A 23,051-nucleotide genomic window follows, 5' to 3' on the forward strand; every position below is an offset into this window, starting at 1 on the left:
CACCAGTCGACGAGGAGTGCCGCGGTGTTCGCGGCGAGGGTGCCCGGATCCGGGAGGGACCGGTTTTCGTTCCCGCGCGGCGGGCCCGGTCAACACAACGTTCGGCGCCGCACCTCGGTGCGGCGCCGAACGCTCCCCCTCTTTCCGATGTGGCCGGGTGCCCGGGGGTGGGTGAACTCCGTCCGTACCACCCCGTCAGCACGGACCGAGGGTTCGCCCGGTTCGGCGCGGCCGACGCCCCCTCCCCGCACGCGAGGCGAGTCCCACGGCAGGAATCGCGCGCCTCACGTCGGCCGCGCCCCACTCGGACACGAGCCACATCGTGTTCACGGTGGAGGCGCGGTCTCCCCGGACCACCGAGCCTCCACCGCCGTGTCACCTCAGTAATCCACGATCGGCGCGTTGACACACTGGGTGTACTGCGGTGATCCGATCGGCGCGACGATGCCGAGCACCGCGGCGTTGTTGCCACAGAGCTGGATGGGCACCAAGCTCACGTTGTTGTCGTTGAGGATGTTGATGCCGTCGTTGTCATAACTGTCGGCCAACGCGGGAGAACCGACTGCCATCAATCCGGCCGTAGCGGCGGACGCCGCGAGAAAACGAAGCGATTTACGCACGATCGGACCCCAATCTGTTTGACTGTGGTGAACACCGGAACGACGCACGGAAGCGGGAAACCTTCCGCGAAAGCTTTCCGTCGACCGGCTGTTTTCACGATGGCACCAGTGGTCCAACCAAGCGCGCGCACTCACACCATCGAGATATCAACACCACACGATCGGGTATACAAAAACAGTCCGTGTACAAAAGCACCCCGGACAGCGAGCATCCTTTATCGCCTGAACAGGTGAAAGTAGGGATCCGCTCCTCGCGACAACTTCCGCCCGTCGCGGGTTTTCCCGAGAACGGAAGACCCGGTCACCACGTTTCCCGGAACACCCGCGGCGACGCCGCGGGTGAGCCCGACGGCCCCGGCCCTCCGAGCGGTTCGGACACGTTCAGGACGTCACCGGCAGCACGTTCGGAACGATCATCGGCCGGCGTCGGTAGGTGTCGGCGACCCACTTGCCCACGGTCCGACGCACCGCCTGCGCGATGCGGTGCGTGTCGGTGATGCCCTCCGACTCCGTCCGCGAGAGTTCCATCTCCACCAGCGGGACCACCTCGTCGAGCGCCTTGGGATCGTCCGAGAACCCGCGCCCGGACACCGTGGGAGAGGAAACGGCACGCCCCGTCACCGAATCGACCGCGACGGTGATCGATATGAATCCTCCCTCCCCCAGCACGAGACGGTCCGACAACGTCGACTCGCCGACGTCACCGACCGAGAGACCGTCCACGTAGACGTGACCGACCTCCACCCTTCCCGCGACCTCGGCGATCCCGTCGACCAGGTCCACCACGACCCCGTCCTCGGCGATCACCACCCGGTCGGCGGGCACACCGGTCAACCTCGCCAACTCGGCGTTGGCCCGCAGATGACGCCACTCCCCGTGCAACGGCATGACGTTGCCGGGACGCACCGCGTTGTACAGGTACAACAGCTCACCCGCCGAGGCGTGCCCGGAAACGTGCACCTTGGCGCTTCCCTGGTGCACCACCTCGGCACCGAGCCGGACCAGGCCGTTGACCACACCGAAGACGGCGGTCTCGTTGCCGGGGATCATCGAGCTGGCCAGGATGACCGTGTCCCCCTGCCGGATGCTGATCTGCTTGTGCTCCCCGCGGGCCATACGGGACAGCGCGGACAACGGCTCCCCCTGCGAACCGGTCGAGACGAACACGACCGACTCGGCCGGCATCTCCAGCGCCTCCTCCAGACTGACCAGCAGCCCCTCGGGAACCCGGAGAATGCCGTGCTCGGCGGCTATCCCCATGTTCCGCACCATGGACCGGCCGACCAGGCACACCTTCCGGTCGTAGGCCACCGCCACGTCCAGGACCTGCTGAACACGATGCACGTGACTGGCGAAGCAGGCCACGATCACACGCTGGGTCGCCCGCCCTATCACCGAATCCAGAACCGGCCCGATCTCCCGCTCGGGGGTGACGTATCCCGGAACCTCGGCGTTGGTGGAGTCCACGAGGAAGAGGTCCACGCCCTCGGCACCCATCCGGGCGAAACCGGCCAGGTCGGTCAGCCTCCCGTCCAGCGGGAGCTGGTCCAGCTTGATGTCCCCGGTGTGCAGAACGGTCCCGGCCGGGGTCCTGATCGCGACCGCCAACGCGTCCGGTATCGAATGGTTGACCGCGAAGAACTCCAGGTCGAAAACTCCGTGCTTGCTGCGCTGCCCCTCGGCGACCTCGATCAGCTGGGGATCCAGCCGGTGCTCCTGGCACTTGGCGGCCAGCAGGGCCAGGGTGAACGTGGAGCCCACCACGGGCAGGTCCGGACGCAGCCTCAGCAGGAAGGGCACCGCGCCGATGTGGTCCTCGTGCCCGTGCGTGAGCACCACGGCCTCGATCTCGTCCAGTCGGTCCTCGATCGGGCCGAAGTCGGGCAGGATCAGATCGACCCCCGGCGCGTCGTCCTCCGGAAACAACACGCCGCAGTCGACCACCAACAACCGACCGTCGTATTCGAAGACGGTCATGTTCCGGCCGATCTCGCCGATACCGCCGAGCGCCATGACTCGCAGCCCCCCCTCCCGCAACGGTGGGGGCGCCGGACTCGCCGAAGTCGGTGCCAGGGGGTACTTCTCGGTCGACGTTGCGCGTGTTGTCAACGCGGTGTCACCTCGGTTGCCGAATCGGGATTGACCAGGACCAGACCAGCATCCCACAGATCACTGGTGATGACGCGTACCTGCTCCTCGGTGGCGGAGGGAAGCGGCAGGCGGGGTTGGCCGGTCTCGTAGCCGCACAGCCGCATGGCCGTCTTGGCGAACACGACCCCGCCCACGGAGCTCATGGCACGATACACCGGCAGCAACCCGCGGTTGATCTCGCGTGCCGTGGACACCTCCCCCGCCTCGTGGGCGTCCAGCATCCGACGCAGCCGGTCCCCGACCACGTGGGCGATCACGCTGACGAAACCGACCGCCCCGACCGACAACCACGGCAGGTTCAGCGGGTCCTCCCCGGAGTAGTAGGCCAGATCGCAGTCGGCCATCACCTCGGTGCCCGCCTGCAGGTCGTGCTTGGAGTCCTTGACGGCCCTGATCCGAGGATGCTCGGCGAGACGCTTCAGGGTGTCGACCTGGATCGGCACCACCGAACGCGGCGGGATGTCGTAGAGCATCACCGGCAGTTCCGTGGCGTCGGCGACGGTGGTGAAGTGCGTGTACAACCCCTCCTGCGGAGGTTTCGAGTAGTACGGAGTCACCACCAGCAGCCCGTGCGCCCCGGCCTTCTCCGCGCCGCGGGCGAGTTCCACGGAATGCGCGGTGTCGTTGGTTCCCACCCCCGCCACCACCGTGGCCCGGTCACCGACCGCCTCGGAGACCGCACGCAGCAGACGCTCCTTCTCCTCGTCGCTCGTGGTCGGACTCTCCCCGGTCGTGCCGTTGACGACCAGCCCGTCGTTTCCGGCCCGGTCCACCAGGTACGCGGCCAGCTGCTGGGCGTGGTCGAGATCCAGTTTCCCCTCCGTGTCGAAGGGGGTCACCATCGCCGTGAGAACTCGTCCGAACGGACGACCTTCGGTAGCTGTGGGGCACACGGTCATGGCTGTCGACGCTACCTCCGAGGAAACCGTCCGGCGTGACCGCCTCGAACCACCGAACACGCCGGGAGACGTCCGGCGGAAACATCATCACGCTTTCGCCCGTCACCCGGCGTTGTTCCGGTGTCGAACCGGACACGCACCGATTCTTCCACCCGTACGAACAGTGTTTCACATCACACCCGAATGTGGGGAACACCGCACACGTCCGTGATTTCAGAGGCCGCGGCGCAGGTCCTCCACCGCGACCACGTCCGCCTCGTTCCCCTCGACACGCACCCGTACGGGTTTGCGCCCGAAGGCGTGCAGCAGCAGCTCCTCGGAGGGGCCGATGATCCGCACGGTGCGCGGCCCGTTCCGGGCAGCGATCTCGTAACCGTCCTCCCGACGCAGCACCACTCCGACCGGGCTGCGCCCGTAGAAGTACCTGGCGGTGCGTGACAGGGCCTTCCAGAGCACCTCCGCCCGATCCGGGTCCTCCGGACGGGGCTGCCAGTCCGACCGCGCCCGACGCACGTCCTCGTGGTGCACGAAGAACTCGGCACCGTTGACCGCCTCGTCCACGGCGGAGAGACCGAGCGGGTTCCACTTCGGGGGCCCCTGGCGCACCCTGTCGATCAGCTCACCCCAGGACAGCTGGGCGAGCTCGGCCCGGATACGTTCACCGCGATCTGCCAGCTTCCTGAACAGGCGACCGCCGAAGGCGTCCGGGCGGTGTTCGCGCATCACCAGGTGCACCGCGAGATCACGCGTGGACCACCCCTCGCACAGCGTCGGAGCCTCCGGGCCCACCTGGTCGAAAAGATCACACAACTGCTGACGTTCGTCGTTGGCCACACCCATGCCCGCACTCTAGCCCCCGGCCGACCGAGGAGTCGTCGACGGCGCACCGAAAGCGATCACGATCGTCCGAGACGGGAAGGAGACGACCGCGCCGTCCCGCCGCGGGACGCCGGGGGACACGGTCGTCGAGCGGCCGCGTCCCCGTCGGCCCCGACGGAGCGCCGTAGCACCTCCCTACCGGAGCCGGCACCTCAGCCCTCCGTGACGTACGGGCTGGAGGCCACCTCGGTACCGTCCCGCAGCTCGGTGATCTCGAAGTCCCCGAAGACGTTCGGTGCCGCCTTCTGGAGCTGACGAAGGCACTCGACCGCCAACGCGCGGATCTCCACGTCGGCGTGTTCGCTGGCGCGCATCGCGACGAAGTGCCGCCAGGCGCGGTAGTTGCCGGTGACCACGATCCTGGTCTCGGTGGCGTTGGGTAGCACCGACCGAGCGGCCTGCCTGGCCTGTTTCCGCCGCAACGTGGCCTTGGGTTCGTCGGCGAACTTGTCCTGCAACGCCTGTTGGAGATCGTTGTAGGCGTCCAGACTGGCCCTGGTCGCGGCGAGGAACTTCTCGTGCAGCTCGGGGTCCTCGGCGATCACCTCCGGCTCCACCATCCCCGCGTCCCGCTCGGGAACGTAACGCTGGGACAACTGCGAGTAGGAGAAGTGACGGTGTCGGATGAGCTCGTGGGTGAGCGACCGGGAGACACCGCTGATGTAGAAGGTCACCGTCCCGTGTTCGAGCACGGACAGATGGCCGACCTCCATGATGTGAGCCAGGTATCCCGCGTTGGTCGCCGTGGCGGGATTGGGTTTGCTCCAGGACTGGTAGCAGGCGCGACCGGCGAACTCCGCCAGCGCCTGGCCACCGTCGGCATCCGTCGACCAGTCCACGTCCTCCGGGGGGAAGAACTCGGTCTTGCCGATCAGCCGTACTTTCGGCGGAACGATCTCGGTCACGATGGGCGAACCCCTTTCCAGCATGCTGAAGCCGGCTGTTCTCCGGCACTGACTCCCCTGATGACGGGGCTGACGCCCACCGGGCGAGATGGCCACCGTCCCGAGGTCACACCCTAACCCTCCGCGTCGCGGGCGGCGGAAACGCGGGACCCGAAAACACCTGGCCGTGGGTGAGGCACGTACCCGGTGGGGCGCACCGTCTCGGAAGAGACGGAAACCACGTCCTTGTCCCGACACCAGTGAGACGTCATAGTGACGTCATGGATCTGAGTGCCTACATCGACCAGCTGCGCGAGGACCTCACCTCGGCCGCCTCCACGGGCGACGAGGAGACCCGACACGCGGCCACCCTGCTCACCGCCGCCCTGGAACCGGCGGCGCGGCTGACGTTGATGAACGCGCTCTCCGACTTCGCCGCCGAAGTGACCACCCAACTGGACGGGCAGGTCGTCGACCTGCGTCTCGAGGGCAGGGACGTACGTGCCGTGGTCAGCCGCCCGGCGCGTTCCCGGAACGAGACCGAGGAGGAGCCCCCGCCATCTCCCCGGGGCAACGAGAGCGGGGACATCAGCAGAATCACACTGCGCCTGCTGAACGAGATCAAGGGTCAGGCCGAACAGGCCGCCTCCGCCCAGGGGATGTCCCTGAACGCCTGGTTGGCCAGAGCGGTCCAGTCGGCGCTGCACGGGAACCGGCCCCGGGGCCCCTGGGACCGTCCCCCGGAACGGGAGGGCACCTCGACCGCGGGAGAGCCTCCGGCGGACTCCGAGGCCACGGAATCCCGGATCCACGGCTGGGTGCGGGGCTGAGCCCCGCGAGAACGGGTGAGGAGACCGGAAATGGCCGAACGAACGGATGCAGCGGCGGAGGAGTCCCGTGTCCGCGAGTTCCCGGCCCCGGGGCCGGTGGAGCTGGAACTCAGCAACGGGGTGGGTCCGGTGGAGGTGGAGCTGGTCGAGACCGAGATCGTCCGTGTCGAGGTGCGCCACGAACCGAAGCACGGCTATCCCGACTGGCGCGGCGGCCTCGGCGCGTTGTTGAGCTGGGTCAGCGGGCAGATCAACGAGAGCGGTCTCGGAACGGGCAACGGCGGTGAGAGCGACCGTGTCTCCGAGACCGCCGCCGAGGCGGTCCGAACGACACGGATCGACATGAACGACCACCGACTGGCCGTGCACCCGCCGACCACCGTGCCCCTGCGCACCGTTCCCCTCGCGGTGTTGGTGCGGGCCCCGATGGATTCACGGGTGAACATCCACACCGGCCCGGGAGGAATCCGGGTGACCGGACGTGCCGGGCGGACGAGCCTGCAGAGCGGTTCCGGAACCGTGGAGGCCGGACAGACCACGGGCACCACCACGGTGCGTACCGGTTCGGGGCGCATACGGCTCGGCGAGATGCACGCCGGTGTGCAGGCTCGCACCGGCAGCGGCCCCGTGGAGATCGCCGCAGTCGAAGCGGCCTCCTCCGTGGTGACCGGCAGCGGGAGCGTGTGGCTGGGTCGGGTCCGTGACGATCTGCTGGTACGTTCCGGCAGCGGCGGCATCGCCGTGGCGGAGGGAACGGCGGGCCGGGTGGAACTGATCACCGGATCAGGGGAGATCCAGGTCGCCGTCGGCGCGGGAGTGCACGCCGAGGTGGATCTCGTCTCCTCCACCGGCAGCGTGGCCAGTGAACTCGAGGTCGACGACGAACCCCCTTCCGAGCCGCCCCGGCTGCACGTGTTCGGACGTACCGGAAGCGGACGGGCACTGCTCACAGCGGCGCTGTGACTCAGACGTCGCCCTTCCCCACCCCATCCGCTCGACGAGACCCGAAAGCGAGCACCGGCAAGCCCCGCCCGCGAAAGCACCGACACGATCCGCTAGTCACACAGCGCACGCAGCACGGGAGCGAGATCACCTCGCTGTCCCACCCGGACCCGGTGCAGCCCCAGCCATCCGGCCATCTCACGGAGCGCGGCGGCCAGCTCACGGGCCACCCTGCCCGTGTCCACTCCCGGTTCGGCGAAGGCGCCGGGAACCCACAGCTGTCCGGACTTCCGGTCGGACTTGAGGTCCACCCGAGCCACCAGTCCGTCGTCCAGCAGGAAGGGAAACACGTAGTAGCCGTGTTTGCGGTGCTGCCGCGGGACGTAGATCTCGAGCCGGTAGTGGAAGCCGAAGACGCGTTCCGCCCTGGGGCGGTACCAGACCAGAGGATCGAAGGGGGACAGCAACGCCCGGGCACGCACCGAACGCGGAGTACGCGCGCCACGGTGCAGGTAGGCCTGTTCCGACCACCCGCGCACCCGGACCGGCTCCAGTTCGCCCCGCTCGACCAACTCGGAGACGGCGGCGTGGGAACGTCGCGCGGACAGACGGTAGTAGTCGCGCAGGTCCGGTTCCGTGGCCACGCCCTGGGCCCGGGCGGCACGCGAGACCAGGTGCAGGCTCGCTTCCTCCGCGTCGGGTTCCTCGGCGAGCACCTCCGGGGGCAGCACCCGCTCCGGCAGGTCGTAGAGGCGTTCGAACCCACGACGGGTGGCCGTGGTCAGCTCGCCCGCGGCGAAAAGCAGCTCGCAGGCACGTTTGGTGTCCGAACGGTTCCACCACACCCCCTTGCCGCTCCGGGTTCCGCCGCCGAGTTCGCGCTCCAGCGCACCCGCGCTGACCGGTCCCGCCTCCTTGACCGCCGTGAGTATCTCGTCCGGCAGTTTGGGGGAACGTTCCAGCAGTTCCCTGTTGCCACGTCGTCGGGGATCGCCGAGCTCCCGCATCCTCCAGCGCAGCAGCGGCCAGTCCGCGACCGGCAGCAACGAGGCCTCGTGGGCCCAGTACTCCACCAGCATCCTGGGGCGCCTTCGGGTGGGGTTCCAGGCGGCCGAGTCCAGCAGCTCCCTGTCGTAGGGGCCGAGTCTGCTGAACAGCGGCATGTAGTGGGCGCGAACCGCCACACTGACCGAGTCGAGTTGGAAGAGACCGGTCCGGGCCAGCACCCGACGCAGCTGTCTGCGATCCGGGACGCCGGAAACCGAAGCATCGGTGAATCCCTGGGCGGCCAACGCGGTCCTGCGTGCCTCCGCCGAGCTCATGGTCCGCACGAGCCCCGATCATGCCATCGTCGCCCGACACTCCGGACGAGTCAGTTCCGGTGGCCGAGAGAACAGGGGAGACGACCTCGTGCCGCCACGAGGACACGTTAGGTTGTCGGCCATGGCAGAAGCCGAAGTACGGACCGCCGTCCCCGCCGACGCCGCGGAGATCGGCCGCATCCAGCTGAGCACGTGGCGCACCTCCTACGGCGGGATCCTTCCCGACGAGGTGTTGGAGAGGCTGGACCGGGACGACACCGAACGCCAGTGGGCCGAGGCCATCGGCGAGGACTCCTCCACCGTCCTGCTCGCCCTCGAGGGTGGCTGGCCCGTGGGGTTCTGCGCCGGAGGAAAAGCCCCCGGCGGCGAGTCGGCCGACGCCCACGGAGGTGTTCCGGAGGACGCGGACACCGTGGGACTGGTCAGTGCTCTGCTCGTCGAACCCAGATGGGGGCGACGCGGCCACGGGGGCAGGCTGCTCTGGCATCTGGCCGAACGCCTGCGCGCGGAGGGGCTCACCAGAGCGATCACCTGGATCCCGGAAGCCGACGAGGCCTCCATGTCCTTCTACCGGGGAATCGGGTGGGAACCGGACGGGACGGTCCGCACCCTCGACGCCGGAGGACGTCCGGTGCGGGAGCTGAGGCTGACCGGAGGCCTGGACCTACGGTTGGCCTGAGGGCTCTCACCGGAGGGGGTCCGGGATCAGGTTTCCGTGCCCTCGCACCGCTCCAGGTCGATGGCCTTGCGCATGGCCTTCCTGCCCCGGTTGCGGTCACCGGCCAGGTCGTAAGCCTGTGCCAGGGCGTACCAGGCCCGCCAGTCCCCGGGGGTCTCCTCGAGTTCGACCCGCTTCTGCTCGAACCAGGTGTCGGCGGCGTCGCGTCGTACGCGTCCGGAGGGACGCAGCGGCAGGTGCGAGTGGTCCGGCAACCGTCCCTCCTCGGCCAGCCTCGCGGCGAGGCGCTGCGTGCTCATCCCGAAACGAAGCTGATCGACCACCAGCACCACTCCGAGGATCGGCAGCACGAGCACGGCCGCTCCCAGCAGCATCACCACGGGTTTGCCGCTGAGCAGCATCGTGAGCGCGCGGCTGCCCATCAGAACCAGGTAGCCGAGCAGGATCACCGCGACCAGTAGGGCCGAGAAACGCGGACCGAACCAGCGGGGACGTGAACCGTTCTCGGCCATCACAGCCCCAGCAGGGGATCCAGGCCCACGGTCACCCCGGGGCGTTTCCCGACCTCACGGACGGCCAGCAACAACCCCGGCATGAACGAGCGGCGGTCGTGGGAGTCGTGTCGTATCGACAGCGTCTCCCCCTCGGTGCCGAACAGCACCTGCTGGTGGGCGACCAGTCCGGCCATCCGGACCGCGTGCACCGGCACTCCGTCCACGTTCGCCCCCCGGGCCCCGTCCGGGTCCCTGGTGGTGGCGTCGGGCATCGGGGGCAGCTCGGCGGTCTCACGCGCCCGCGAGACCACGTGTGCGGTCCGGGCCGCCGTTCCCGAGGGAGCGTCGGCCTTACGGGGATGGTGCATCTCCACGATCTCCGCCGACTCGAAGTGCCTGGCGGCGATCTCGGCGAACCTCATCGACAGCACCGCCCCGATGGCGAAGTTCGGCACGACGATCACCCCCGTCGTCGGCCGTTCACCCAGCCAGCCGCGCAGGGTCTCCAGCTCGGGCTCGCCGACCCCGCTGGTGCCGACCACCGCGTGAACACCGTTCTCCACGCAGTAGGCCAGGTTGTCCATCACCGAGTCCGGGTGGGTCAGATCGACGGCCACCCGCGCCCCCGAGTCGGACAGTTCCCGCAGTGGGTCCCCACGTGTGACCTCGGCGACCAGTTCGGTGTCCGGAGCCTCGTTCACCGCACGAACGGCCTCGCTTCCCATCCTGCCGTGCGCTCCGAGCACTCCGACCCTGATCGACTCCACCGATTCGACTCCCTCCAGGCTTCCTGCCGTGTCCGGGACACGCTGTCGCACCGATTCTCCACCGCGGCCTCCCGTCCCCCCGTCCCCGGGGCCACGAGAAACGGGCGGCCCTCCCGGGAGTCCGGAAGGGCCGCCGCGCTCGGCTCAGGAGGTAGCGTCCGCGTGCCTCACTGCTTCTCGGTCTCGCTCTGGGCCGTGTCCTTGCCGGCATCGCCGGAGTCGCCGTCCTCGTCGACCGGCACGAGGCTGATCTTGCCCCGGCTGTCGATGTCGGCGATCTCCACGCGGAGCTTGTCGCCGACGTTGACGACGTCCTCGACCTTGCCGATCCGTTTGCCGTTGCCCAGCTTCGAGATGTGAACCAAGCCGTCCTTGCCCGGCATCAACGAGATGAAGGCACCGAAGGCCGCCGTCTTCACCACGGTGCCCAGGAACCTCTCGCCGACCTTGGGAAGCTGCGGATTGGCGATGGCGTTGATCCGCTCGATCGCCGCCTCGGCGGAGGGCCCGTCCGAGGCTCCCACGTAGATCGTCCCGTCGTCCTCGATGGTGATCTCGGCGCCGGTCTCCTCGGTGATGGTATTGATCATCTTGCCCTTGGGGCCGATGACCTCACCGATCTTGTCCACCGGAACGTTGACCGCGGTCACCCGTGGGGCGTGCGGACTCATCTCGTCCGGCTCCCCGATGGCCTGCGACATCACGTCGAGGATGGTGAAACGGGCGTCCCTGGCCTGGGACAGCGCCTGACCCAGCACCTCGGAGGGAACACCGTCGAGCTTGGTGTCCAGCTGCAGGGCGGTGATGAACTCCCTGGTGCCGGCCACCTTGAAGTCCATGTCGCCGTAGGCGTCCTCGGCCCCGAGGATGTCGGTCAGCGCGACGTAGTGCGTCTGGCCGTCCACCTCGTCGGACACGAGCCCCATGGCGATCCCCGCGACCGGAGCCTTCAACGGAACACCTGCGTTGAGCAGGGACAGCGTGGAGGCACACACCGAGCCCATCGAGGTCGAGCCGTTGGAGCCCAGGGCCTCGGAGACCTGCCGCAGCGCGTACGGGAAGTCGTCACGGCTGGGAAGCACCGGAACCAGGGCCCGTTCGGCGAGCGCACCGTGCCCGATCTCCCGCCGCTTCGGGGTACCGACCCTTCCGGTCTCCCCGGTGGAGTAGGGCGGGAAGTTGTAGTGGTGCATGTAGCGCTTGCTGGTGTCCGGCCCGAGACTGTCGATCGTCTGCTCCAGCCGGAGCATGTTCAGCGTCGAGACCCCCAGGATCTGGGTCTCACCGCGTTCGAACAACGCCGAGCCGTGGGCCCGCGGAACCACACCGACCTCGGCGGACAACTGACGGATGTCGGCGAGTCCCCGACCGTCGATGCGCACCTTGTCCCGGATGATCCGTTGGCGGACCAGCTTCTTGGTCAGCGCCTTCAGCGCGGCACCGATCTCCTTCTCCCTGCCGGCGAAGGCCTCGCCCTCACCCACGCCCACGCGTTGCAGGGTGGCTTCCTTGAGCTCGTCGAGCCGCTGTTCGCGCTCCTGCTTGCCCTCGATGGTCAGGGCCTCGGCGAGCTCGGAGGAAACGGCCTGCTCCACGGCGGTGTAGGCGTCCTCGGCGTAGTCCGGGTAGACCGGGTACTCCTCCTCGGCGGGGGGAACGGCCTCGGCCAACCGCTGTTGTGCCTCGCACAGGGTGCGGACGAACGGCTTGGCGGCCTCCAGGCCACCGGCCACCACTTCCTCGGTGGGAGCCTGCGCTCCGGCGGCGATCAGCTCGGCGCTCTCCTCGGTTCCCTCGGCCTCGACCATCATGATCGCCACGTCGTCACCGACGATCCTGCCGGCCACGACCATGTTGAACACGGACCGCTTGAGCTGCTCGTGGGTGGGGAAGGCGACCCACTGTCCGTCGATCAACGCCATGCGGGTTCCGCCGATCGGCCCGGAGAAGGGCAGCCCGGACAACTGGGTGGACGCCGAGGCGCCGTTGATCGCCAACACGTCGTAGGAGTCCTCGGGGTCGAGGCTCATGACGGTGATCACGACCTGGACCTCGTTGCGCAGCCCCTCGACGAAGGTGGGCCGCAGCGGCCGGTCGATCAGCCTGCAGGTGAGGATGGCGTCGGTGGAGGGACGTCCCTCCCGCCGGAAGAACGAACCGGGGATCCGCCCGGCCGCGTACATGCGTTCCTCGACGTCGACGGTCAGCGGGAAGAAGTCGAGGTTCTCCTTGGGCTGTTTGGAGGCGGTCGTCGCCGACAGCAGCATCGTGCCGTCGTCCAGGTAGGCGGCCACGCTGCCCGCGGCCATCTTGGCCAGCTTGCCCGTCTCGAAACGGACGGTGCGTTTGCCGAACTCGCCGTTGTCCAGTACGGCGGTGCTCTCGTAGACCCCGTCCTCGTAGGACTGTGCCTCGGTCATGTCGTACTCCTAGTCCGACGGGCCGGGAACGCAGAGGCCACAACAACCGCACGCAGCGTGGTCCGACGGGGCCGGTCATCGATCGAAGCCCAGGGGAACCGCGTCCCCCTGCGGCCACTACCGAGGACCGGCGAAGGCCCCTGCTGAGCAGCGGTGTGGACTCTGTGTGTCGGCAGCCCGTCTCACTTGCCTGTTGTGCCGTCCGGGAGACTCCCTCGCGGAGGCCCGTGCCATACAGCGAGGGGAGTGGCTCACGGCCACTCCCCTCGGCAGCTGTCAGCGGCGCAGTCCCAGTCGCTGAATCAGCGAGCGGTAGCGCTCGATGTCGGTCCGCGTCAGATAGTTGAGCATCCGACGACGTCGACCGACCATCAACAGCAGACCACGTCGGGAGTGGTGGTCGTGCTTGTGCTGTTTGAGGTGCTCGGTCAACCCCGAGATCCGGTGGGTCAACAGGGCCACCTGCGCCTCGGCCGAGCCGGTGTCCTTCTCGTGCAACCCGTACTCGGTCAGGATCTGCTGCTTCTGGGCAGTGGACAGCGCCACGAGTGAATCTCCTTGTTCGCGTCCCGTGTCGTCGATGCCGCCGAAACACGACATCGAATTACGTATCGTCACCGTCAGGCTGACAGTCGGACTGTTCACGTCGACAATCACCCGTCGGGTTGATCCCCGGCCACCACGGACCGCAGCCGAGGCTTGCCACCGAGCATAACAGCAGGGCCCGCCACGAGCGGGACACCCACACGGCGTGTCACGACGGAAGCAGTGGAATCCGGTGCACCGTTCGGTACCGCAACCCGCCCCGCCCACGTTCACTGGCGACCACGGCGAGTTCTCCGGCGGACCAGACCGGCCCCGTGTACTCGGTCAGCCGGTGGGGAATCCGGCTGGGGTCGAGTGTACCCCGCGCCCACCGGGCGACCGTAACGTGCGGCCGGAAGCGCCGAGGGTCGGCCCCGGCCGTCCTGGCCAGTGCACGCAACAGACGGTCCGTTCGGTCCCGCGTCTCGGGCTCACCACCGGGGACGACCCCCGTCCAGAGCACCCCCCGGAACGTTCCGGCTCCCGCCAGCCTCAATCCCGGAACGGTGAACTCCGAGTCGCTCTCCCGCAGTGCGGCCACACCGGTACGCAGCCTTTCGGCCACCTCGTCGGGGTCGGCCTCGTCGCCGTGGAAACACAGCGTCAGATGCCACTGACCGGCGGAGACGAACCGGAAACCACGCAGTTCACCGGACAGCGCGGACCAGACGGTCCGCTCCTCGTCCAGGACTTCCGACAGGTCCCGGACAGCGGCCTCCGAAGGCCACAAGGCGGTGAACACACGCATGGTCCCCGTATACCACTACGTATCGGATCCCCGGGGGAACGGGTGTGGAAGCCCGGAACGGCGCGTGTCGGAGGCGGGAAGGGCCGGTGGATCACGGGGAGGCGCCGTCGGCGTGTGCTGCCCTGCGGAGCAGCCCGGCCAGGGCGGGGTGGTGCTCGTCGAGCAGCTCGGCCACGTGTTCCAGCTCCTCGGGTCGAGCCACGCTGCGCAGAACCGGCCAGGCCGTCTCCTCGTCCTCGGCCCGGTGCTCCACGGGAACGCTGTCCCTGCCGAGGGCGGGGCGGGAACCCTTCACGTCCCGCAACGCCTGTTCGACGGCCTCGGGCTCCCCGGCCAGCACCCCCGGGGTGAACACCTTCCGCTCCAGCATGACCAGTCTGGCCACCACCGAGGGGTTTCCGATCTTGGCTCGTCTGCCGCTCATCACCTGGCTGAGCATGGGGGGACTGATCCCCAGCACCTCGGCGAGCTGAGTCTGCGACGTCCGGTAGGCGACGATCAGCCGCCGTACCCGATCGCCCAACGGCTCCCCGTACCACTGACGCTGTAAGGCCAGGTTCCGCTGGACGATCTCCCTTTCCTGCACCTTGGCTCCCCCGGATGCCGTGTCGAATCAGAACCCTCGGGTCTCGCATCGTGCCAGCCCGGCCGCACCGGGAGGTCCGAAACACGAAAAAACGTTCATAACGGCTTGACATACACGGGAGGCGCCGGGAAGCAGCGGGGCGCGTGCCCGGACGGTGCGGCGGAGTGCTCAGCCCAGCAGGCAGGCACGGGTCTCGGCCACGTCCGCCCGCATCCGCTCGATCAGCTCCTCGGCGGAGTCGAAACGCACCATGCCGCGCAGCCTGCGCACGAAGTCCAGCTCCACGTACTCCCCGTAGAAGTCACGGTCCACGTCCAGCACGAAGGCCTCGACCGTACGCTCGGTCCCCGAGAAGGTCGGGTTGCTCCCCACCGAGACCGCCGCGGGCAGGGTGCTCTCCGGCTGAGTGGCACCGCGTTGCCGATGGGTGAACCAGCAGGCGTAGACACCGTCGGCCGGAACGGCGGCGAACTCCGGCATGGACAGGTTGGCCGTGGGGAAACCGAGCTCCCGACCTCCCCGGCCCACGCCGCGCACCACGATCCCCTCCAGGCGGTGATACCGCCCCAGGGCCACGGCCGCCGCGCCCACGTCCCCGGCGTGCACACAGGAACGGATGAACGTGGAGGAGAAGGTGACCGGGGACTCCTCCCGGTCGAGACCGTCGGTGTGGCCTCCCAGCAGATCCGCCGACTCGGTCTCGAACCCGAAACGCTGCCCCAGAGTGTGCAACGAGTCGATGTTTCCGGCAGCCTTGTGCCCGAAGGTGAAGTTCTCACCGACCACGACCACCGCGGCGTGCAGCCGCTCCACGAGGATCTCGTGGGCGAACTCGTCCGGGGGCATCTTGGACAGCTCGGGGGTGAACGGCAGCACGCAGAACACGTCCACTCCGAGTTCCTCGACGAGCTCCGCCTTGCGTTGCAGGGTGGTCAGCTGAGCGGGGTGGCTTCCCGGACGCACCACCTCAGCGGGATGCGGGTCGAAGGTGACCACCACGCAAGGCAGGTCCCGCTGTCTGGCCCGCCGCACGGCCTGGCTGATCAACCGCTGGTGCCCACGGTGCACCCCGTCGAAGACACCGATGGTGACCACGCACCTGCCCCATCCACCCGGAAGCTGTTCCAAGCCACGCCAACGCTGCACGGGTTCCCACTGTATCGACCGGTGCGCGTCGCGGCGCCGCGACCTCGGCGTGTCGCGGAGAGGTTCCCGGGTATCACCGCTCGGGACGGGTCCCACGGAGGGAGTAACTCGCGATGGCGGTCCCGAACACCAGCACGGCCAGCGCCACCGCGGTGACATCACCTGCGGGTTCGAGTGGGAAGGCCCACCAGGGGTGGTGGGCGTGGCCTCCCGTGGTGCTGCTCCTGTGGGTGCCCAGCAGTAGGGCGAGCAGCACGTAGGGGAAGGCGCTCATCCAGCCGCGGGTGGCTCCGGCGAGTGTGGCGGTGGCCAGGGTGATGCCGGTGAGTCCGGCCAGGTTGCGCAGCCCGCTCAGGGCCAGCCCGGGGTCGTGTGTCCACAGGGGCAGGCAGGCCAGCGCGGCCGGTAGCGTGGCCGTGCCCAGCAGTGCGAGCCGGATCACTGTGTGGGCCCGGGGTGCGGTGTCCCACAGGGGGGTGGGCGGGCGTAGATGCAGTACCAGCATGCAGGCCAGCAGCAGCGGGCTGAACAGTCCCAGCGGCACGTCGAGTTGGTCGACGTTGGGCACGGGAACGGGCAGCCGTTCGGCCCCGAGCAGCGCGTTGACCAGGGCGATCCCCGCGCAGCCCAGCAGGTACAGCGGCCAGTGGTGGGCGCGCAGCAGCAGCCGGAACGGGCTCATGTGGGCAGCTCCGGCATGGGGGTGGTGCAGTCGTTGACGGCGGGCACCGCCCGACGTACCCAGGCTTGTCGCTGCTGGGGCGGGGCGGTCAGGAGTCGTTCGACCTCCCGCGCCCGGTCGGGTGGGGGATCGAGCCGCTCGATGTTCCTCTCGGGATGCAGCCGGTGCAGTATCCAGGCCCGCAGCAGCGCGCGAGCGCGCGTTCCCGGGTAGCGGCGGTAGCTGACGGTCTGGTGCTGCCCGGAGGCGCTGGCCTCGGCGGATGAGGAGCGGGCGCACTCCGGTGGGCGGCCCACCGTCCGCATGGCCACTTGCTTCAGCAGTTTCGTGTCCGGGGTGCCCGGTGCGATGGGGCCGATGCGGGCCGAGCCGCCGGACCAGTCCAGGCCTTTCTCGACGTAGCTCTCGGCCGGGTCGAGTTCGGGGAACCGTTGCCGGTAGTCGTCGATCACCCGGCTCCAGCGGTCCAGGTCGGCGCTGTGGGCCGGCCACACGCACACCCGCGCCCCGCCGGGGGTCTGTCGGCAGATGCCCTGGTCGGGTTGGCGCATCGTGGTGAGCTGGACATGTCCTTCGGTGAAGAACTTGCCCGAGCCGAGCAGCGCCACCAGCGCCAGCAGGCCGACCCGCACGGCCAGTCGGGGCCGGCGCCAGCACAGCACCGCCGCGCAGTCGACGATCACCGCCACCAGCCACAACCACTGGCCGACCAGGGTCACCAGCAACGGTTTCTGGGAGACGTCATAGCACTGGATGTCCCGCACCACCAGCGCGCGGACGTACTTGTTGTCGCTGATCGAGCCGTAGGCCATCACCAGCCACAGCCCGATGCCCACCACGGGGGCGGCCAGATAGCGCGGCAGCACGTAGCCACCGGCCACGCCCACCGCCACACCGGCGACGAAGACCGTTCCGGCCACCGCGAGATAGGTCCACAGCGGCTGGCCCCCATCCCGCATCGACAGCGCCACCGTCGACAGCAGCACCGCCGAGCACAGCACCGCCGAGCACCAGGGCGGGCAGCCCGGCCACCAGCAGATAGGCCAGCCCCGACCGGGGATAGCTACGCTCCAGCACCTCGGCCCCGAGACGGCGCATCCGCGAGGTGTCCCAGGCGGCCACCGCGGCCACCAACGCCACCGGCCACAGCACCGAGGCACTCAGATGCCCCGAGGCCATCGACCAGTCTCCGTTCCACAGCTCCGGCCGGTCCCGGGCCACCACCCAGGTGAAGACCAACACCGGCACCGCCGCCCACACCGCACCGCTACGGCGCAGCGCGATCCACAACACACTCATACCGGCTGCCCCACCCCCAGCATTCGTTCGTACACCTCGTCCAGATCGGACGCGGTCGGAGCCGCCTTCCCCGTCAGCTCAGCCAGCGTGGAATCGGCCACCACCCGGCCCTCGTCCAGCACCACCACCCGGTCGGTGGTCGCGGCCACGTCCTCGGTCAGATGCGTACTCAACAGCACCGTGTGCTCCCGCCCCAGCTCGGTGATCATCCCACGCAACGCGTTGCACTGACGCGGGTCCAACCCCACCGTGGGCTCGTCCAACAACAGCACCGGCGGCTCGTTGACCAACGCCTGGGCGATCCCCACACGCCGCAGCATCCCGCCGGAAAGCCGCCCCACCCTGCTCCGGGCACGTTCCCCCAAACCCGTGGACTCCAAGGCCCGTTCCACCGCGGAAGCACGCTCCCGACGCGGCACCCGACGCCACCACGCCGACAGCGTCACGAACTCCGCGACGGTCAAGTGGGCGGGTGCGGTGAACTGCTGCGGCAGAAACCCCAACGACTCCCGATACCGCCGCCGATCCCGTACCGGATCCAGGCCGTTCAACTCGACCCTGCCCCGTTGCGGCGACAACACCGTCGACAACACCCCCAACAGGGTGCTCTTCCCCGCCCCGTTCGGCCCCAACAACGCCGTCACCCCCAGCGGCAGGGCCGTGTCGACGCTCTCCAGCGCCCGACGTCCCCGATAGGAGTGCCCCAAACCTTAGACACGTACGGTGAACAAACGACGATCCTCCGGAGTGAGCCGCGTACCGGAGGCGGACCCTAGCACGTCGATCACGGGAATCGGGGCGGATCGACGGAAGCCGGCTACGACGCGGGGCTCACCCGGCCGGACGCAGCACGAGAACGGGCCTGGCGCCCCTCCCCTGTTGCCGCATCAGGGCGACGACCCCACCGTCCGGAGCGAAAACCCCGTAGGTCCCGGCGAGACCGGCCCCGGCGACGGTCTGGCCGTGGGAGACGGCCCGTGCGGTCTCCGCGTCGACGTCCACCCGGGGAAAGGCCGCGGCCACCGCCTGGTCCAGATCCATGGACAGTCCCGGGCTCTGCTCCAACTCCTCCAGAGTCCGCACGGAGGCCACACCGAACGGACCCACGCGGGTGCGGCGCAGTCGGGCGAGATGCCCCCCCACTCCGAGTGAACTCCCCAGATCACGGGCCAGGGCACGCACGTAGGTTCCGGAGGAACACTCCACCACCACGTCCAGGTCGACCCGTCCCTCCGCGTGATGCAGTCCGAGCAGGTCGAACCGCGACACCGTGACCGCACGGGGCTCCAGCTCGACCCGCTCACCCCGCCGCGCCAGTTCGTAGGCGCGTTTTCCGTTGACCTTCACCGCGCTGACCGCGCTGGGTACCTGCTCGATCTCGCCGGTGAGCCCGGCCACTGCCTCCGTGACGTCCTTCTCGGAGACCTCCGAGGGGTCCGCCGACCACAACGGCTCCCCCTCGGCGTCGTCGGTGTCGGTGGCCGAACCCAGGCGGATGGTCGCCAGGTACGCCTTGGTGTCCAGGGCGAGATGACCGAGCAGCTTGGTGGCTCGCTCCAGCCCCAGTACCAGCACCCCGGTGGCCATCGGATCCAGGGTTCCCGCGTGTCCCACTCTGCGTGTTCCCATGATGCGACGGACCCGGGCGACGACGTCGTGCGACGTCATCCCGGCAGGCTTGTCCATGACCAGCAAACCGGCCGGTGCTGTCCGCTGCGTGGATTTCCGACTCTGTCGCGACACGGCGCCCCATCATCCCCGATCCCCCGGAGTTCTCCGGAACCGGCCGTACCCTCCCCCGCGGAGGTCCGGCCGTCGGGTCTCGCTACGGTGGTGCGTCGTGACGAGCGGGAGGTTCGACGGTGGCGATCAGGCCGATCCGGCGCTTCGGTGACCCGGTACTGCGTACGGTTGCGGATCCCGTCACGGTGTTCGACGACAGGCTCACCGCGTTGGTCTCCGATCTGCTGGACACCGTGGCCGAGCCCGGCAGGGCCGGGGTGGCCGCTCCGCAGATCGGGGTGAGCCTGCGGGCTTTCAGCTACAACGTCGACGGGCGGAGCGGCTACGTGCTCAACCCCGAGCTGGTGGAGACCTCCGGGGAACAGCACGGCGAGGAGGGCTGTCTCTCGGTGCCCGGTCTGAGCTTTCCCACCACCCGGGCGGAACACGCCGTGGTGCGCGGAGTGGATCTGCACAACGAGCCGGTCACCGTCTCCGGCTCGGGACTGATGGCCCGCTGTCTGCAGCACGAGACCGACCACCTGGACGGGATCGTCTACCTCCAGCGCCTGGACCCCGAGCGGCGACGTTCCGCGTTGAAGGAGGTCCGCGCCACCGACTGGTTCTGGAAGGCGGGCTGAGCGCGACGGGAGGCGTCCGGTGCCCCGCCGCGAGCGGCGTTCCCACAGCCGGTGGGGCTCCGTCCGCGCGGTTTCAGGAGTGGGTCGAGCTCGGCTCGCTCGTACGGGTGGCCCCGACAACCGCCCAGCGTCCGGAACGGGCCCGCAGCAGCAGGGTGAGCAGTCTGCCGAACATGAACAGGCTCAGCCCGGTCCAGATGCCGGCCAGGCCCCACCCGGAGACCAACGAGAGCCAGATGAGCGGCAGGTACCCCAACGCCGCGCTGAGCATGGTCGCGGTGCGCAGATAGGCGGCGTCCCCGGCTCCGAGCAGCACGCCGTCGAGGGCGAACACCACCCCCGCGACGGGTTGCAGCCCCACGAAGAACCACCAGGCGTAGGGGATCTCGGCCAGTACGGCGGGATCGTTGGTGAAGGCGTGCGGCAGCAAGCCGGACAGTGCCGCGAACAACACTCCCAGCACGATCCCGAAGCCCAGTCCGTACCAGCTCACCTGTCTGCCGATGGCCCTGGCCTCCCGGGCCGACTCCCTGCCCAGAGCAGCCCCCACCAGGGACTGGGCGGCGATGGCCAGCGAGTCCAGCACCAGGGCCAGGAAGGTCCACAGTTGCCAGACCACCTGGTGGGCGGCGGCGGTGTCGGCACCGGTCCGTGCCGCCACCGAGGTGGCGGACAGGAAACAGGCCTGGAAGGCGAGGGTGCGCAGGATCAGATCCCTGCCCAGCACCAGTTGCGCACGCATCACCTCCGTGTCCGGACGTCGCGCCCCTGCCTCCACGAGCAGAGCGCGCACGAACAACGTGGCCGCCACGGTCTGCCCGGCCACGTTGGCCACCGCCGAGCCCTCCAGTCCCCAGCCGACCGGGTAGACCAGCACCGGGCACAGCACCAGCGAGACACCGTTGCCCGCCAGCACGTAACGCAGAGGGCGGACCGTGTCCTGCACTCCCCGCATCCATCCGTGCCCGGCCAGGCTGATCAGCACCATCGGCGCCCCGATCAGAGCGATGCGCAGCCAGCCGACGGCGGCTTCGGCTATCGCGCCTCCGCCGGTCATCAACCCCACCACGGGAGCGGCGAGCACCTGCGCGAGCAGCAGGATCACCACACCGACCCCCGCTCCCAACCAGCTCGCCTGGACTCCTTCCGCGAGCGCGTCGGCACGTCGCCCGGCACCGTGCAGTCGGGCGGCCCGCGCCGTGGTCCCGTAGGAGAGGAAGGTCAGCTGGCTGGAAACGACGGTGAACAGCGTTCCCCCCAGAGCGAGTCCGGCCAGGGGAACGGCCCCCAGGTGTCCCACCACCGCCGTGTCCACCAGCACGTACAGCGGTTCGGCGGCCAACACTCCCAACGCCGGTATCGCGAGTGCGAGCAGTCGCCGCACCGGAACACGTTCGGCGGTCTCGGACACCCGACCTCCTGTAAGCTGCACATGCGGACTTATCCCCTGACAAGGAGGATATAGTAAGGGGATCACATGGACAATGCCGATTACATCGAAAGTGCGCTGCGTCTCGCGAACGCCAGCACGGACGACCTGGAGAGCCTGCGCGCCGAACTGCGCGACGAGCCGTGGTGGTCCTCCCGACTCACCGGGCGGGACCTGGAACTGCTGCGGGATGTGGCGGCCCGTCTTCGCAGGGCACTCGAATCCGCGACCACGGGAGAAACCGACAGGCTCTCAACCGAGGTCAACAGTCTGTTGCGCGAGTACCCGCCCCGGCCGAGCCTGTCCAGGCACGGGCACGGGCAGGACCCCGGCTGGCACATCCACGTCGCCGACCCCGAGCAGCCTCCGAGCACCGAGATCGCCGCCGCGGCGGCCTGGGGAATGGCGCAGGGGATCGTGCTGCACGGCACCGACCGTTGGGGACGGTGCCAGGCACCGAACTGCGGCTCCTACTTCCTGGACACCTCGACCGGACGGAACAAGAGGTTCTGCTCCACACGCTGCGCGAACCGGGTTCACGTGGCCGCCTTCCGCGAACGTCGACGCGGCTGAGAACGGTGGGGCTCCGCCTCGGATCCGGCTCCCACACCAGGCGGGCGGCCCCACGGAATCCCCGGAACGGCCCGCCCGGATCAGGCCGGCAACGAACCGTTCCGGCAGCGAGGAACCCACCTCCGCACGAGGGAGGAGGGCCTCCTCAGACCTCGCCGTCCCGCTCGTCCTCCCCGGCCCCGGAAACGCCGTCCGCCTCGACGGACTCCTCCCGCTTCCGGTACGGATCGGCCTCCCCGGCGGGAGCGGCCCCGGAAGCCAGCCGCGCCACTTCCGCATCGGCCTCCTTGGCCCTGGCCAGGGCCTCGTCCAGCCGACGGGCGTTGGCAGGCACCGAATCGGCGACGAAGGTCAGCGTGGGGGTGAACCGCACACCGGTCTGCCTTCCCACCCGGGAACGCAGCACCCCCGTCGCGCTGTCCAACGCGGCCGCCGTGGCGGCCTCGTCGGCGTCATCACCGAAAACGGTGTAGTAAACCGTCGCGTCCCGCAGATCCGCCGTGAGCCGCGCGTCGGTGATCGTCACCATGGCCAGCCGTGGGTCCTTGACCTCGTACTCCAACCCGGACGCCACGATCTGCGCGATGCGCTTGGCAAGCCTGCGGGCGCGCGCCGTATCAGCCACGGCGCACCTCCTCTGTCGCTCCGCCACTTGACGGACGGAAACACTCGTCCTCGTCACCCGAAATCCACGCGAACCCGCCGGAACGGACTCGCCTCACCGCGGAAGCAGAGCACACCACCGCACCGCCG

General features: G+C 69.1%; 24 protein-coding genes. 5 read left to right on the forward strand and 19 right to left on the reverse strand.

Annotated features, from left to right (window positions below; genetic code table 11):
• Window positions 1–380: 380 nt before the first annotated feature.
• The 5 genes from ACTMO_RS0111080 to thyX all read right to left on the reverse strand — a co-directional run bounded on the left by ACTMO_RS0111080 (window position 381) and on the right by thyX (window position 5,454).
• Window positions 381–569 (reverse strand): hypothetical protein, encoded by a 189-nt coding sequence (locus tag ACTMO_RS0111080; protein ID WP_019854763.1) that lies wholly within the window; start codon window positions 567–569, stop codon window positions 381–383.
• Window positions 570–1,001: 432 nt separating this feature from the next.
• Window positions 1,002–2,633, reverse strand: a complete 1,632-nt coding sequence (locus ACTMO_RS0111085) for an RNase J family beta-CASP ribonuclease (protein ID WP_019854764.1) — start codon at window positions 2,631–2,633, stop codon at window positions 1,002–1,004.
• A 92-nt stretch (window positions 2,634–2,725) separates the two neighbouring features.
• Window positions 2,726–3,670 (reverse strand): 4-hydroxy-tetrahydrodipicolinate synthase, encoded by a 945-nt coding sequence (dapA, locus tag ACTMO_RS0111090; protein ID WP_033401530.1) that lies wholly within the window; start codon window positions 3,668–3,670, stop codon window positions 2,726–2,728.
• Between the two features lie 213 nt (window positions 3,671–3,883).
• Window positions 3,884–4,510, reverse strand: a complete 627-nt coding sequence (locus ACTMO_RS0111095) for a TIGR03085 family metal-binding protein (protein ID WP_019854766.1) — start codon at window positions 4,508–4,510, stop codon at window positions 3,884–3,886.
• A gap of 191 nt (window positions 4,511–4,701) precedes the next feature.
• Complete coding sequence (gene thyX / locus ACTMO_RS0111100) at window positions 4,702–5,454, reverse strand: FAD-dependent thymidylate synthase (protein ID WP_026449107.1); 753 nt, start codon at window positions 5,452–5,454, stop codon at window positions 4,702–4,704.
• Window positions 5,455–5,714: 260 nt separating this feature from the next.
• On the opposite strand from thyX, the gene ACTMO_RS0111105 reads away from it, so the two are divergent.
• The gene (locus ACTMO_RS0111105) at window positions 5,715–6,263 is read left to right on the forward strand and encodes a toxin-antitoxin system HicB family antitoxin (RefSeq protein ID WP_019854768.1); all 549 of its coding nucleotides are present in this window, start codon (window positions 5,715–5,717) and stop codon (window positions 6,261–6,263) included.
• Window positions 6,264–6,293: 30 nt separating this feature from the next.
• The gene (locus tag ACTMO_RS0111110) at window positions 6,294–7,226 is read left to right on the forward strand and encodes a DUF4097 family beta strand repeat-containing protein (RefSeq protein ID WP_019854769.1); all 933 of its coding nucleotides are present in this window, start codon (window positions 6,294–6,296) and stop codon (window positions 7,224–7,226) included.
• Between the two features lie 92 nt (window positions 7,227–7,318).
• Here the strand turns inward: ACTMO_RS0111110 and ACTMO_RS0111115 are convergent, their stop codons facing one another.
• Entirely contained in the window at window positions 7,319–8,527 is a 1,209-nt protein-coding gene (locus ACTMO_RS0111115) for a winged helix-turn-helix domain-containing protein (protein ID WP_019854770.1), read from the reverse strand.
• A 121-nt stretch (window positions 8,528–8,648) separates the two neighbouring features.
• On the opposite strand from ACTMO_RS0111115, the gene ACTMO_RS0111120 reads away from it, so the two are divergent.
• Window positions 8,649–9,206, forward strand: coding sequence for a GNAT family N-acetyltransferase (locus tag ACTMO_RS0111120; RefSeq protein ID WP_019854771.1), 558 nt, complete (start codon window positions 8,649–8,651; stop codon window positions 9,204–9,206).
• 26 nt (window positions 9,207–9,232) lie between these two features.
• On the opposite strand, the gene ACTMO_RS0111125 is transcribed toward ACTMO_RS0111120, so the two are convergent.
• From ACTMO_RS0111125 to truB, 11 genes are all read right to left on the reverse strand, one after another.
• Window positions 9,233–9,718: a tetratricopeptide repeat protein gene (locus ACTMO_RS0111125; RefSeq protein WP_019854772.1), complete on the reverse strand. Its 486-nt coding sequence runs from the start codon at window positions 9,716–9,718 to the stop codon at window positions 9,233–9,235.
• Window positions 9,718–10,467, reverse strand: a complete 750-nt coding sequence (dapB, locus tag ACTMO_RS0111130; RefSeq protein ID WP_033401892.1) for a 4-hydroxy-tetrahydrodipicolinate reductase — start codon at window positions 10,465–10,467, stop codon at window positions 9,718–9,720. The genes ACTMO_RS0111125 and dapB overlap by 1 nt, the downstream gene beginning before the upstream one ends.
• A 167-nt stretch (window positions 10,468–10,634) precedes the next feature.
• On the reverse strand, window positions 10,635–12,887 hold the full coding sequence (locus ACTMO_RS0111135) for a polyribonucleotide nucleotidyltransferase (RefSeq protein ID WP_019854774.1): 2,253 nt from the start codon (window positions 12,885–12,887) through the stop codon (window positions 10,635–10,637).
• A 276-nt stretch (window positions 12,888–13,163) separates the two neighbouring features.
• Window positions 13,164–13,433, reverse strand: a complete 270-nt coding sequence (gene rpsO / locus ACTMO_RS0111140) for a 30S ribosomal protein S15 (RefSeq protein WP_026449110.1) — start codon at window positions 13,431–13,433, stop codon at window positions 13,164–13,166.
• Window positions 13,434–13,641: 208 nt separating this feature from the next.
• A complete protein-coding gene (thpR, locus tag ACTMO_RS0111145; RefSeq protein ID WP_019854776.1) occupies window positions 13,642–14,220 on the reverse strand; it encodes an RNA 2',3'-cyclic phosphodiesterase in 579 nt (192 codons plus the stop codon).
• Window positions 14,221–14,311: 91 nt separating this feature from the next.
• A complete protein-coding gene (locus tag ACTMO_RS0111150; RefSeq protein ID WP_019854777.1) occupies window positions 14,312–14,806 on the reverse strand; it encodes a helix-turn-helix domain-containing protein in 495 nt (164 codons plus the stop codon).
• Window positions 14,807–14,974: 168 nt separating this feature from the next.
• Window positions 14,975–15,952, reverse strand: coding sequence for a bifunctional riboflavin kinase/FAD synthetase (locus tag ACTMO_RS0111155; protein WP_084792110.1), 978 nt, complete (start codon window positions 15,950–15,952; stop codon window positions 14,975–14,977).
• 73 nt (window positions 15,953–16,025) lie between these two features.
• Window positions 16,026–16,634 (reverse strand): hypothetical protein, encoded by a 609-nt coding sequence (locus ACTMO_RS0111160; protein WP_019854779.1) that lies wholly within the window; start codon window positions 16,632–16,634, stop codon window positions 16,026–16,028.
• Window positions 16,631–17,635: a DUF7224 domain-containing protein gene (locus tag ACTMO_RS0111165; RefSeq protein WP_019854780.1), complete on the reverse strand. Its 1,005-nt coding sequence runs from the start codon at window positions 17,633–17,635 to the stop codon at window positions 16,631–16,633. Before ACTMO_RS0111165 ends, ACTMO_RS0111160 begins: the two co-directional genes overlap by 4 nt.
• A 294-nt stretch (window positions 17,636–17,929) precedes the next feature.
• A complete protein-coding gene (locus ACTMO_RS0111170) occupies window positions 17,930–18,640 on the reverse strand; it encodes an ATP-binding cassette domain-containing protein (protein ID WP_019854781.1) in 711 nt (236 codons plus the stop codon).
• Window positions 18,641–18,764: 124 nt separating this feature from the next.
• Window positions 18,765–19,676 (reverse strand): tRNA pseudouridine(55) synthase TruB, encoded by a 912-nt coding sequence (gene truB / locus ACTMO_RS0111175; protein WP_084792111.1) that lies wholly within the window; start codon window positions 19,674–19,676, stop codon window positions 18,765–18,767.
• A 119-nt stretch (window positions 19,677–19,795) separates the two neighbouring features.
• Here truB and def point away from each other — a divergent pair, with 119 nt between their 5' ends.
• The gene (gene def / locus ACTMO_RS0111180; RefSeq protein ID WP_019854783.1) at window positions 19,796–20,296 is read left to right on the forward strand and encodes a peptide deformylase; all 501 of its coding nucleotides are present in this window, start codon (window positions 19,796–19,798) and stop codon (window positions 20,294–20,296) included.
• Window positions 20,297–20,369: 73 nt separating this feature from the next.
• Here the strand turns inward: def and ACTMO_RS0111185 are convergent, their stop codons facing one another.
• A complete protein-coding gene (locus tag ACTMO_RS0111185) occupies window positions 20,370–21,707 on the reverse strand; it encodes an MATE family efflux transporter (RefSeq protein WP_019854784.1) in 1,338 nt (445 codons plus the stop codon).
• Between the two features lie 66 nt (window positions 21,708–21,773).
• Here ACTMO_RS0111185 and ACTMO_RS0111190 point away from each other — a divergent pair, with 66 nt between their 5' ends.
• A complete protein-coding gene (locus ACTMO_RS0111190) occupies window positions 21,774–22,298 on the forward strand; it encodes a CGNR zinc finger domain-containing protein (protein WP_019854785.1) in 525 nt (174 codons plus the stop codon).
• A gap of 145 nt (window positions 22,299–22,443) precedes the next feature.
• Here the strand turns inward: ACTMO_RS0111190 and rbfA are convergent, their stop codons facing one another.
• Window positions 22,444–22,923 (reverse strand): 30S ribosome-binding factor RbfA, encoded by a 480-nt coding sequence (gene rbfA / locus ACTMO_RS0111195; RefSeq protein WP_019854786.1) that lies wholly within the window; start codon window positions 22,921–22,923, stop codon window positions 22,444–22,446.
• Window positions 22,924–23,051: the final 128 nt, after the last annotated feature.

Origin of the sequence: Actinopolyspora mortivallis DSM 44261, assembly GCF_000384035.1 — a bacterium.
Taxonomy (GTDB): domain Bacteria; phylum Actinomycetota; class Actinomycetes; order Mycobacteriales; family Pseudonocardiaceae; genus Actinopolyspora; species Actinopolyspora mortivallis.

Excerpts from the sequence above, each read along its gene's own strand:
- ACTMO_RS0111095 (WP_019854766.1), bottom strand. The coding sequence starts at position 4,510 with ATGGGTGTGGCCAACGACGAACGTCAGCAGTTGTGTGATCTTTTCGAC.
- ACTMO_RS0111115 (WP_019854770.1), bottom strand. The coding sequence starts at position 8,527 with ATGAGCTCGGCGGAGGCACGCAGGACCGCGTTGGCCGCCCAGGGATTC.
- ACTMO_RS0111125 (WP_019854772.1), bottom strand. The coding sequence starts at position 9,718 with ATGGCCGAGAACGGTTCACGTCCCCGCTGGTTCGGTCCGCGTTTCTCG.
- ACTMO_RS0111080 (WP_019854763.1), bottom strand. The coding sequence starts at position 569 with ATGGCAGTCGGTTCTCCCGCGTTGGCCGACAGTTATGACAACGACGGC.
- ACTMO_RS0111160 (WP_019854779.1), bottom strand. The coding sequence starts at position 16,634 with ATGAGCCCGTTCCGGCTGCTGCTGCGCGCCCACCACTGGCCGCTGTAC.
- ACTMO_RS0111110 (WP_019854769.1), top strand. The coding sequence starts at position 6,294 with ATGGCCGAACGAACGGATGCAGCGGCGGAGGAGTCCCGTGTCCGCGAG.
- ACTMO_RS0111105 (WP_019854768.1), top strand. The coding sequence starts at position 5,715 with ATGGATCTGAGTGCCTACATCGACCAGCTGCGCGAGGACCTCACCTCG.
- ACTMO_RS0111085 (WP_019854764.1), bottom strand. The coding sequence starts at position 2,633 with ATGGCGCTCGGCGGTATCGGCGAGATCGGCCGGAACATGACCGTCTTC.
- dapA (WP_033401530.1), bottom strand. The coding sequence starts at position 3,670 with ATGACCGTGTGCCCCACAGCTACCGAAGGTCGTCCGTTCGGACGAGTT.
- thpR (WP_019854776.1), bottom strand. The coding sequence starts at position 14,220 with ATGCGTGTGTTCACCGCCTTGTGGCCTTCGGAGGCCGCTGTCCGGGAC.
- ACTMO_RS0111135 (WP_019854774.1), bottom strand. The coding sequence starts at position 12,887 with ATGACCGAGGCACAGTCCTACGAGGACGGGGTCTACGAGAGCACCGCC.
- ACTMO_RS0111190 (WP_019854785.1), top strand. The coding sequence starts at position 21,774 with ATGGACAATGCCGATTACATCGAAAGTGCGCTGCGTCTCGCGAACGCC.
- ACTMO_RS0111120 (WP_019854771.1), top strand. The coding sequence starts at position 8,649 with ATGGCAGAAGCCGAAGTACGGACCGCCGTCCCCGCCGACGCCGCGGAG.